Source organism: Stenotrophomonas sp. (assembly GCF_036662295.1).
Taxonomy (GTDB): domain Bacteria; phylum Pseudomonadota; class Gammaproteobacteria; order Xanthomonadales; family Xanthomonadaceae; genus Stenotrophomonas.
In genome coordinates, this window is record NZ_JAVWXA010000017.1 from 1 (window position 1) to 9,523 (window position 9,523).

Annotated in this window: 10 protein-coding genes; 7 read left to right on the top strand and 3 right to left on the bottom strand. The window is 68.9% G+C overall.

Annotation, left to right across the window (positions count from 1 at the left end):
• Positions 1-309 precede the first annotated feature (309 nt).
• The 5 genes from radC to RSA25_RS05210 all read left to right on the top strand — a co-directional run bounded on the left by radC (position 310) and on the right by RSA25_RS05210 (position 5,256).
• A complete protein-coding gene (radC, locus tag RSA25_RS05190) occupies positions 310-1,008 on the top strand; it encodes a DNA repair protein RadC (protein WP_332807842.1) in 699 nt (232 codons plus the stop codon).
• 150 nt (positions 1,009-1,158) lie between these two features.
• Positions 1,159-2,847, top strand: a complete 1,689-nt coding sequence (gene argS / locus RSA25_RS05195; protein WP_332807843.1) for an arginine--tRNA ligase — start codon at positions 1,159-1,161, stop codon at positions 2,845-2,847.
• Positions 2,848-2,865: 18 nt separating this feature from the next.
• Positions 2,866-3,735, top strand: a complete 870-nt coding sequence (locus tag RSA25_RS05200; protein ID WP_332807844.1) for an SPOR domain-containing protein — start codon at positions 2,866-2,868, stop codon at positions 3,733-3,735.
• A gap of 311 nt (positions 3,736-4,046) precedes the next feature.
• Positions 4,047-4,829 (top strand): helix-turn-helix domain-containing protein, encoded by a 783-nt coding sequence (locus RSA25_RS05205; protein WP_332807845.1) that lies wholly within the window; start codon positions 4,047-4,049, stop codon positions 4,827-4,829.
• A 70-nt stretch (positions 4,830-4,899) separates the two neighbouring features.
• Positions 4,900-5,256: a VOC family protein gene (locus RSA25_RS05210; protein WP_332807846.1), complete on the top strand. Its 357-nt coding sequence runs from the start codon at positions 4,900-4,902 to the stop codon at positions 5,254-5,256.
• A 36-nt stretch (positions 5,257-5,292) separates the two neighbouring features.
• Here the strand turns inward: RSA25_RS05210 and RSA25_RS05215 are convergent, their stop codons facing one another.
• Together RSA25_RS05215 and RSA25_RS05220 are read right to left on the bottom strand one after the other, a co-directional pair.
• On the bottom strand, positions 5,293-6,042 hold the full coding sequence (locus tag RSA25_RS05215; protein WP_332807847.1) for an SDR family NAD(P)-dependent oxidoreductase: 750 nt from the start codon (positions 6,040-6,042) through the stop codon (positions 5,293-5,295).
• A 73-nt stretch (positions 6,043-6,115) separates the two neighbouring features.
• The gene (locus tag RSA25_RS05220; RefSeq protein WP_332807848.1) at positions 6,116-6,601 is read right to left on the bottom strand and encodes a hypothetical protein; all 486 of its coding nucleotides are present in this window, start codon (positions 6,599-6,601) and stop codon (positions 6,116-6,118) included.
• Between the two features lie 155 nt (positions 6,602-6,756).
• On the opposite strand from RSA25_RS05220, the gene RSA25_RS05225 reads away from it, so the two are divergent.
• Positions 6,757-7,227, top strand: a complete 471-nt coding sequence (locus tag RSA25_RS05225; RefSeq protein WP_332807849.1) for a DUF1456 family protein — start codon at positions 6,757-6,759, stop codon at positions 7,225-7,227.
• Here the strand turns inward: RSA25_RS05225 and RSA25_RS05230 are convergent.
• On the bottom strand, positions 7,193-8,128 hold the full coding sequence (locus RSA25_RS05230) for a LysR substrate-binding domain-containing protein (RefSeq protein WP_332807850.1): 936 nt from the start codon (positions 8,126-8,128) through the stop codon (positions 7,193-7,195). The two genes, RSA25_RS05225 and RSA25_RS05230, sit on opposite strands and share 35 nt — an antisense overlap.
• A 112-nt stretch (positions 8,129-8,240) precedes the next feature.
• Here RSA25_RS05230 and RSA25_RS05235 point away from each other — a divergent pair, with 112 nt between their 5' ends.
• Entirely contained in the window at positions 8,241-9,431 is a 1,191-nt protein-coding gene (locus RSA25_RS05235; protein WP_332807851.1) for an MFS transporter, read from the top strand.
• Positions 9,432-9,523 lie beyond the last annotated feature (92 nt).

Sequence of the window (9,523 nt, forward strand, 5' to 3'; positions counted from 1 at the left end):
GCGTAAGCCATAGTTTATGGCTGCGAGGTGTCTACGGAACCCTGGGCGATTCAGTGGTGTGGAAATGAAGTCTCAAAGATGACCTGGCGAGAAGCTGATCACCACAGCTTCAGGAATTTTTATGAATTTTCGATTTGGGATAGCAATTTGACGGCCATTTCCACACCAATCGCGCTCCCATCTTAAGGACTTACCACACTACTTAGCACAGACCCCCAGGTTGGCCTACACGACGACAGACCGCATGCTCATTTGCTAACACGGCATGTCCTGATTGCACTCACCAGATCGCCAGCGATACTGAGATGCATGACGATCAAAGACTGGCCCAAGGACGAACAACCGCGCGAGAAGCTGCTGGCACGCGGCCCGGCAGCGCTTTCGGACGCTGAGCTACTCGCATTGTTCATGGGCACCGGCTGTAAAGGCTTGGACGTTATGGAAAATGCACGTCTTCTCCTCAAGGAACATGGCCCCCTCCGCCAATTGCTTGATATGAGCGCGCAGAAGCTGAGGAAACTGCCTGGGCTCGGGCCGGCACGGGCTTGTAAGCTGGTCGCCGCACTGGAACTAGCCGACCGCCACCTGCGGGCAGAGTTGGACCGAGGCGAGAGCATGTGCGATCCAAAGGCAGCCATGCGGTACTTCAAACAGCGGCTCCGCGGCCGACCGCATGAAGTCTTTGCCGTCATGTTCTTGACTACCCGAAACTGCATGCTGGCTTTCGAGGAACTGTTTAATGGAACCATCGATGCAGCGGCGGTCTATCCGCGCGAAGTGGCTCGCCGCGCCCTGTTCCACAACGCGGCAGCGGTGATCATCGGCCACAACCATCCTTCTGGCAGCGCCGAACCGTCTGCTGCCGACCGGGACATCACCCGCCATTTGGAAAGGGCGCTGCCTTTAGTCGGCATCCGCTTACTGGACCACGTAGTTGTTGGCGAAGGCAGCCCAGTCTCCATGGCTGAACGCGGTTGGATGGAATCCACCCTGTCCTTCCCGGGCTGAACGCCCCGGTCAGCCCAAACGCCCTGTCCAGAACCCCAAAACCACGCCCAGCCGCCCCCAAAGCCCCCTGCCCCAACCCCGTTCAATGGATCGGCCCCCCATCTAGGCTAAAATTACCGATTCCGCCGCTCCAGTCCCAAAGCAGGCCTTGTGAAAAATCTCCTCCGCGCCCTGATCAGCCAAGGCATCGAAGCCTTGCGCGCCAACGGCACTCTGCCGGCCGATACCCTGACCCCGGAATTCGTGGTCGAACGCCCGAAGACCCGTGAGCACGGCGATTTCGCCACCAATGCCGCGATGCTGCTGGCCAAGCCGGCGCGCAGCAACCCGCGCGCCCTGGCCCAGGCGCTGCTGGATGCGCTGCCCAAGAGCGCCGATGTGCTGCGCGTCGAGATCGCCGGCCCGGGCTTCATCAATTTCCACCTCGCCCCCAGCGCCTACCAGCGCGAGGCCGCCAGCGTGCTCAAGGAAGGCGCCGATTACGGCCGCAACCTGAGCGGCAACGGCCGCACCGTGGGTGTGGAGTATGTGTCGGCCAACCCGACCGGCCCGCTGCATGTGGGCCATGGCCGTGCCGCGGCCATCGGCGACTGCCTGGCGCGCCTGCTGGATGTGAACGGCTGGAACGCCAAGCGCGAGTTCTATTACAACGACGCCGGCGTGCAGATCGAGAACCTGGCCCTGTCCACCCAGGCGCGCGCCAAGGGCCTCAAGCCTGATGACGCCGGCTGGCCGGAAGGCGGCTACCGCGGCGATTACATCCAGGACGTGGCCAACGCCTACCTGGCCGGCGCCACGGTGGAGCTGGAAGGCCACGCGGTGGTGGGCGAGCGCGACCCGGACAACCTGGATGGCATCCGCCGCTTCGCGGTGGCCTATCTGCGCAACGAGCAGAACCAGGACCTGGCCGCGTTCGGGGTGGATTTCGATATCTACTTCCTGGAAAGCTCGCTGTACAAGGATGGCAAGGTGGAAGAGACCGTCGCCCAGCTGAAGGCGGCGGGCCACACCTATGAGGAAGGCGGCGCGCTGTGGCTGCGCTCGACCGAGTTCGGTGACGACAAGGACCGCGTGATGCGCAAGTCCGACGGCACCTACACCTACTTCCTGCCGGACGTGGCCTACCACCTGAGCAAGTGGCAGCGCGGCTATGAGCGCGCGATCACCGAGCTGGGCGCCGACCACCACGGCTCGCTGGCCCGCGTGCGTGCCGGCCTGCAGGCGCTGGACGTGGGCATCCCCAAGGGCTGGCCGGAATACGTGCTGCACCAGATGGTGACGGTGATGCGCGGCGGCGAGGAAGTGAAGCTGTCCAAGCGCGCCGGCAGCTACCTCACCCTGCGCGACCTGATCGAGGAAGCTGGTCGCGATGCGACCCGCTGGTTCCTGATCGCGCGCAAGCCCGATTCGCAGCTGACCTTCGATATCGACCTGGCCCGCCAGCAGAGCAACGACAACCCGGTGTTCTACGTGCAGTACGCGCACGCCCGGGTGTGCAGCCTGCTGCGCCAGGGCCAGGAGAAGGGCTTGAGCTACACGCCCACCGAGGGCACCGCCGGGCTGGCCTCGCTGGGCGATGAGGCCTCGCTGTGGCTGATGGTTGAAATGTCGCGCTTCCCCGAAGTGGTGGAAGCGGCGGGTATCGCGCTGGAACCGCACCTGATCGCGCAGTACCTGCGTGAATTGGCGCACGCCTTCCACACGTGGTATCACGGCACGCAGGTGCTGGTGGCTGACGACGCCGAACGCAACGCCAAGCTCACGCTGGCCTGCGCGGCGCGGCAGGTGCTGGCCAATGGTCTGAACGTCCTGGGCGTGTCCGCCCCGGAAAAAATGTAAGCAGTGGAGAAGCAGTAAATGGCAGCACGACGCGGCAAGAGCCAGGCACGACGCAACAGCAACCAGGGCACGCCGGGATGGGTGTGGCTGGTGGCCGGTGTGGCGATTGCGGCCGTGGTGTTTTTGGCGGCACCGAACCTGTTCAAGAGCGACGGCGACGGCTTCCTGCGGGTGGGCCCGCAGCCCAACCCGAACGCCCAGCCGGCGCCGGTGAGCGATGCCGACACCGACGTGGGCACCGAGCTGCCCAAGCCGGGCGGCGCGGCGGCCAAGCCTGCCGAACCGGCCAAGCCGGCCGCCACGCAGTACGACTTCTACACCCTGCTGCCCGGCAAGGAAGTGGAGATGTCCGATGCGGAACTGGCGGCCAGCACGCGGGCGGAAGACCAGCGTCGTGCCAAGGCCGAGGCGCAGCGCGCGCAGGCGGCGTTGGAAGGGCGTCCGTTGCCGCCGGCACCGGCCCCGACCAGCACCGCCGCCACCACCTCGCCGGCCCCGGTGAGCACGGCGCCGTTGCCGGCCCCGGTGGCCGAGCGCCCGGCCGCGACCACGGCCACCCCGGCGCAGACGGCGGCGGCCACCCCGGCTGCACCGAAGCCGACGGCGACCGCAGCGGCGACGCCGGCAGCGGCAGCGGCCGAGCCGGCGGCCAGCAACGTGCGCTACATCCTGCAGGCCGGTGCGTTTGGCGCATCTGGCGATGCCGAGGCCACCAAGGCCAAGCTGGCGATGATCGGCCTGGCGGCTCGGGTGGAATCGGCGCAGATCAACGGCAAGACGGTGTACCGCGTGCGCATGGGGCCGTATGGCAGCGCCGGCGAACTGTCCGAGGCCAAGCAGAAGCTGGATGGGACGGGGCTGCAGGCGATGGCGATCAAGGCGCAGTAAGCCGCCTCCAACCGGCCGAGGCCGTGTCCGCCTGAAGGATCACCGCGTCATTGGCCTTTGAGCCCGTTGCTTCACCTGTTTGGCCTTGAGCCCTGAAAAAGCCCCGCAGCGCGGGGTTTTTTCTTTTCCAAGGGCAGCGGTGGCGGAATGATCCGCCGACCGGTCACAGCTGGGGCGTGAGAATCATCGGCAACGCGTAAGGCGCCGGGTGCGTTGCGTCGCTGACTGGCGTGCGGGCCTCGCTCGCCTGGCATGGCGTGGAGCCGGCCAGCGGCCGGCACTACCCGGGGGCGGTGGGGTATTGTCCGCGGATGTCTTCCCTTCCCGATCCTGCTGATCTGCCCGGCGTTGCCGGTGCCACCGGCCGCTACCGCGAATGGGCGCCGCCGGCTGCGCTGCAGGGCTGCTTCGGGCAGCTGTGGCGCAGCGATCTGCCGGCGGGCCATAGCGGCGAGATCGCGGTGCTGCCCGATGGCTGCGTGGACATCCTGTGGCGCGATGGGCGGCTGTATGTGGTGGGGCCGGATGTGGTGGCTGCGCACCCGCAGCTGACGCCGGGTGCGCAGGTGCTGGGCGCGCGGTTCCAGCCGGGTGCGGCGCGGGCGTGGCTGGGGGTGCCGCTGGGCGAGATGGTGGGCACGGCCGTGGAGCTGGAAGCGGTGCTGGGGCCGCAGGCGCGGCAGATGGCGGCGCGCTTGAATGACGTGGGCGATGGCGATACGCGGCAGCGGTTGTTTGTACAGGCACTGGCTGGGCTGCCCCGCTCTTCCGGTAGCCGCCACGCGGTGGCGGCGCGGGTGTTCGGGCAGGTGCGGGCCGGGGGCAGCGATCTGGCCGCGATCGGTTCGGCGCTGCAGGTGAGCACGCGCAGCCTGCGCCGGTTGTGCCATGAGCAGTTTGGCTATGGGCCGAAGATGCTGGAGCGGATTCTTCGGCTGCAGCGGTTCCTGGCGCTGGCCCGGGCGCGGCCGGGGGATGGGCTGGCGGGGCTGGCGGCGGACGTGGGTTATGCCGACCAGTCGCACCTGAGTCGCGAGGTGCGGGCGCTGGCGGGAATCGGTGCGGCGCAGCTGTGCGCGCAGTGGCGCAGCTGACTGGCCGTTTTGTTCAAGACCGGCGCGGCCGCGGCGGCGATGCTGGGGCTCCTTTCAACGAGACGCCTCCATGAGCACCGCACACGGCAATGATCGCCGGATCGACAACATTGAGTTCAACGTGGCCGACATCGCGCGCAGCAAGGCGTTCTACGGCAGCGTGTTTGGCTGGTCGTTCACCGATTACGGCCCGGGGTACACCGAGTTCGACGATGGCCGGTTGCGCGGTGGGTTCACCACGGGTGAGCCGGTGCGGGCCGGTGGGCCGCTGGTGATCCTGTATGCCGACGACCTGGCCGCCACGCAGCAGCGACTGGAGGCAGCGGGCGCGACGATCTGCCAGGCGGCGTTCGATTTTCCCGGCGGGCGGCGGTTCCACTTCCGCGACCCGGACGGGTATGAGCTGGCGGTGTGGACGGCCACCTGACGGCGCCACCGACCGTGGGCCGGTGGCGCCCGCCGGTCAGTCGCGCGCGACCTGGAAACCGGCAAACGACTGGCTCACCGGCATCAGTTCCAGGCGGTTGATGTTGAGGTGCGCCGGCAGGTTGGCCACCCAGAAGATCTGCTCGGCGATGTCCTCGGCGGTCATCGGGTTGGCGCCGGTGTAGAGGGTGTCCGAGGCGGCCTGGTTGCCGTGGGTGCGCACCAGGGTGAACTCGGTTTCGGCCATGCCCGGCTCGATGGTGGTCACGCGCACGCCGGTGCCGTGCAGGTCGGCGCGCAGGCCGAGCGAGAACTGGCTGACGAAGGCCTTGGTGCCGCCATACGCGTTGCCGCCCGGATAGGGGTACACGCCGGCCACCGAGCTGATGTTGATGATGGCACCCTTGCGCGCCACCAGCTGCGGCAGCAGGCGGTGGGTGAGGGTGACCAGCGCGGTGACGTTGGTGTCGATCATGGTGCGCCAGTCGTCCAGCGAGGCACTCTGGGCCGGGGCGGTGCCCTGGGCCAGGCCGGCGTTGTTGACCAGCAGGTCGATGGCGGCGAAGTCGGCCGGCAGGGCGGCCAGCGCGGCCTCCATGGCGGCGCCGTCGCGCACGTCGAAGACGGCCGCGTGCACGCGCTCGGGACCGTAGGCGTCCACCAGCGGCTGCAGCCGTTCAGCCCGGCGCCCGGTGGCGATGACGCGCCAACCGGCCTGGGCGAAGCGATGGACGGCGGCAGCGCCAAAGCCGGAGGTGGCGCCAGTGATCAGGGCGGTACGGGTCATCGCGGTACTCCGTGGGAATCACGGGTATTTTCGCACCGATGGGGGGGCGCTGTAGCGCCGGATGGGCGCGCGCTCAGCGGATGCGGAACACGCGGGCCTTGGGCAGGTTCTCGTCCACCTGCAGGAACCAGCGGCCGGCGATGCCCGGCACCACGACGATCTCGGGGTTGGCGCGGCTGGCCTTGAGCTTCATTTCGCCCTTGAGCACCTGCCATTGCTGGCCGTTGTCGAGGGTGAACACCGTGCCCGGGGCCCAGCCGTCCACCTGGCCGGTGACCCGGGCGTTGATGGGGCCATCGTCCAGGCCCGGGAACATCGGGGCCGGGGTGGGCGTGCCTGCGGGGACCGGCACCGCGGCGGCCACCGGGGCGGCCGGGGCGCGGGCGTCGGCCTCGCGCAGCAGGCGGTTGAGGGTCTGCAGCTGGGCCGGGGTGAGGCCCACCTCGGCCAGGGCCTGCGGGTCCACGCGCTGCTCGATCGCCACATACGGGGCCTGCGCGGCCGCCGTCGCCGCCAGCCAGACCATGCCCACACCCGCCAGAACCTGCCACCTGCGCATTGCCTGCTCCACTGCCTGTCGATGCTGATGGCGGCACTGTGCTGCACTTTCATGGCAGCCAGATGACAGCGGTAACGCGGCGGCGGGCAGCGGCGGCGCCAGGGGGTAAAATGGCGGCCAGCCGCGCAGCCGCGCCGGCGGTATCGGGACACCCCATGATCAACAACGATGTACTGCGCAGCCTGCGTTACATGCTCGACCTGAGCGACGGCATGATTGCCGACACCTGTGCCCTGGCCGACCCCGCCTTCGTGGTGGACAAGGCCGACGTGCCCGGCTGGCTGCGCAAGGAAGACGAAGAAGGCTTCGTGGCCTGCGACGACCTGACCCTGTCGCATTTCCTCAACGGGCTGATCGTGCACTACCGTGGCCGCGACGAGAGCCAGCCGCTGCGCCCGGTGGAAAAGCGCATCAGCAACAACCTGGTGCTGAAGAAGCTGCGCGTGGCCTTCGAGCTGAAGGACGTGGACATGCACGAGATCTTCAACAGCGCCGGGTTCCCGGTGTCCAAGCCGGAGCTGTCGGCGCTGTTCCGCCAGCCGGACCACAAGAACTACCGCGCCTGCGGCGACCAGCTGCTGCGCAACTTCCTCAAGGGCCTGACCCTGCGCGTGCGCGGCGCCTGAGCCCCACGCCAGCACGTGGCTCGGCCTGCGGGGCCACGTGCTGCAGCAGCTCCTGCATGAAGGCCCGCGCCGCCGGCGTGGGCAGGCGCGACCAGACCGCATGCACGCGCCGCACGGGCGCATCCTGGATGGCCACGCAGGCCACCCCGGTGAAGCCGGCGGCAATGGCCTCCGGCACGATGCCCACCGCCAGCCCCTGCTGGACGAAGCGCTCGATGAGCGACATGTGGTTGATCTCGAACGGCACCCGGTGCGGCAACCCGGCCGCGGCGAACGCCTCGTCGGTCTGCCGGCGTGCACCGGACCCGTACTGGAAATCCACCAGCGGCAACTCGGCCAGGGTAGCCAGCGAGACGCGCCTGCGCTGGGCCAGCGGATGGGCGGGCGGCAACACGGCCACCATGGATTCCTCGGCCAGCAGGCGGTGGCAGGCGCCGTCGATGGCGGTGCCGGGCGAGAGGCCGACCAGGGCCACGTCCACGCGGCGCTCGCGCACGTCTTCCATCAACACTTCGCTCTTGTCCATGCGCAGGCGGAATTCCACCTGCGGGTAGCGCACGTGGAAGGCGGCCAGGCAGGCCACCAGGTCCACGGCGGTGAGCGAGGTGATCTGGCCGATGGTGAGGGTGCCGCGCACCTGGCCGGCCACGGCGGCCACGTCTTCGCGCAGGTGGCGCAGCGAATCGAGCACCTCGCGGGCATGCCGCAGCACCACCTCGCCGGCCGGGGTGACCCGGACCTGGCGCGGCAGGCGCTCGAACAGGGTGGCCTGCAGTTCTTCCTCCAGATGCGCGATCTGGTGGCTCAGCGCGGACTGCACCACGTGGCAGCGCGCGGCGGCGCGGGTGAAGTTGCGTTCTTCGGCCAGGGCCACGCAGAACTCGAGCTGTTTGAGGTTCATGCCGGCATCCCCGTGACCCATCTGATTTTGAGATGCGTTGGATGATAACTATTCATTTCCCTCATCGCGCGCCGAGGCGGACACTGGCCTCCCCCCGAGGTCTGGAACCGTGATGACGGCCGATGTGCATCCCCCCTTGAGCCGCTGGCAGGTGCTGTTGATGGCCTTCGCCACCGGCGTGGCCGTGGCCAGCAACTACTACGCGCAGCCGCTGCTGCACACCATCGCCGGCGAGTTCGGGGTGTCCTTCGGCCGTGCCGGGGTGCTGGTCACGGCGGCGCAGCTGAGTTACGGGCTGGGCGTGGTGCTGCTGGTGCCGCTGGGCGACATGTTCGAGCGGCGGCGGTTGATCGTGGGCATGTCGTTGTTGTCCGCGGCCGGGCTGGTGGTGAGCGCGTTGAGCCACCAGTTCGCGTGGCTGCTGGTGGGCACGGCGATCACCGGGCTGTTCTCGGTGGTGGCCCAGGTGCTGGTGCCGTTCGCGGCCACGCTGGCGCGACCGGAAGAGCGCGGCCGGGTGGTGGGCACGGTAATGAGCGGCCTGCTGCTGGGCATCCTGCTGGCGCGCACGGTGGCCGGGGCACTGTCCTCGCTGGGCGACTGGCGCTGGGTGTACTGGATGGCCGCCGCCACCCTGGTGCTGACCACCGGGGTGTTGTATCGCACGTTGCCGCGCTTCCACCAGCATGCGGGGCTGGGCTATGGCGCGTTGCTGCGCTCGATCGGTACGTTGTTCGTGCAGGAGCCGGTGTTCCGGCTGCGCACGCTGCTGGGCGCGTTGAGCTTTGCGATGTTCGCCATGTTCTGGACGCCGCTGGCCTTCCTGCTGGCCGGTGCGCCCTACCACTACAGCGATGCGACGATCGGGTTGTTCGGGCTGGTGGGCGCGGCCGGGACGCTGGCGGCCGGCGTGGCCGGGCGGATGGCCGACCGCGGCAAGGCGGCGCTGGCGACCACGGTGGCGCTGGTCCTGCTGGCCGGGTCGTGGCTGCCGCTGGGCTTTTCGACGCAATCGCTGGTGGCGCTGGTGGTGGGCGTGCTGGTGCTGGACCTGGCCGCGCAGCTGCTGCACGTGAGCAACCAGAACGTGGTGTTCGCGCTGCGCCCGGAGGCGCGCAACCGGCTCAACGCCGGCTACATGACCGGGTACTTCATCGGCGGCTCGCTGGGCTCGCTGGTGTCGGCGCAGGTGTATGCCGCGTTCGGCTGGATGGGGGTCTGCGTGACCGGCGCCGGCGTGGCGGCAGTGGCGATGGCGGTGTGGGCGGTGGCAGTAGTGGCGGAGAAACGTGCCGCCCGGTAGCGGCGCCCCGGGGTCGGGGGCCGGGCGCGCTGCCCGGGGCGCCCCCCCCCCGGGGGGGCCCCCGCGCCCGGTCAGCACCACCGCGGGCCCGC

What these genes read in the sequence shown, in the direction of transcription:
- RSA25_RS05230 (WP_332807850.1), bottom strand. Translation starts at nt 8,128, where the DNA reads ATGAACCTCAAACAGCTCGAGTTCTGCGTGGCCCTGGCCGAAGAACGC.
- radC (WP_332807842.1), top strand. Translation starts at nt 310, where the DNA reads ATGACGATCAAAGACTGGCCCAAGGACGAACAACCGCGCGAGAAGCTG.
- RSA25_RS05235 (WP_332807851.1), top strand. Translation starts at nt 8,241, where the DNA reads ATGACGGCCGATGTGCATCCCCCCTTGAGCCGCTGGCAGGTGCTGTTG.
- RSA25_RS05215 (WP_332807847.1), bottom strand. Translation starts at nt 6,042, where the DNA reads ATGACCCGTACCGCCCTGATCACTGGCGCCACCTCCGGCTTTGGCGCT.
- RSA25_RS05200 (WP_332807844.1), top strand. Translation starts at nt 2,866, where the DNA reads ATGGCAGCACGACGCGGCAAGAGCCAGGCACGACGCAACAGCAACCAG.
- RSA25_RS05220 (WP_332807848.1), bottom strand. Translation starts at nt 6,601, where the DNA reads ATGCGCAGGTGGCAGGTTCTGGCGGGTGTGGGCATGGTCTGGCTGGCG.
- RSA25_RS05205 (WP_332807845.1), top strand. Translation starts at nt 4,047, where the DNA reads ATGTCTTCCCTTCCCGATCCTGCTGATCTGCCCGGCGTTGCCGGTGCC.
- RSA25_RS05210 (WP_332807846.1), top strand. Translation starts at nt 4,900, where the DNA reads ATGAGCACCGCACACGGCAATGATCGCCGGATCGACAACATTGAGTTC.
- RSA25_RS05225 (WP_332807849.1), top strand. Translation starts at nt 6,757, where the DNA reads ATGATCAACAACGATGTACTGCGCAGCCTGCGTTACATGCTCGACCTG.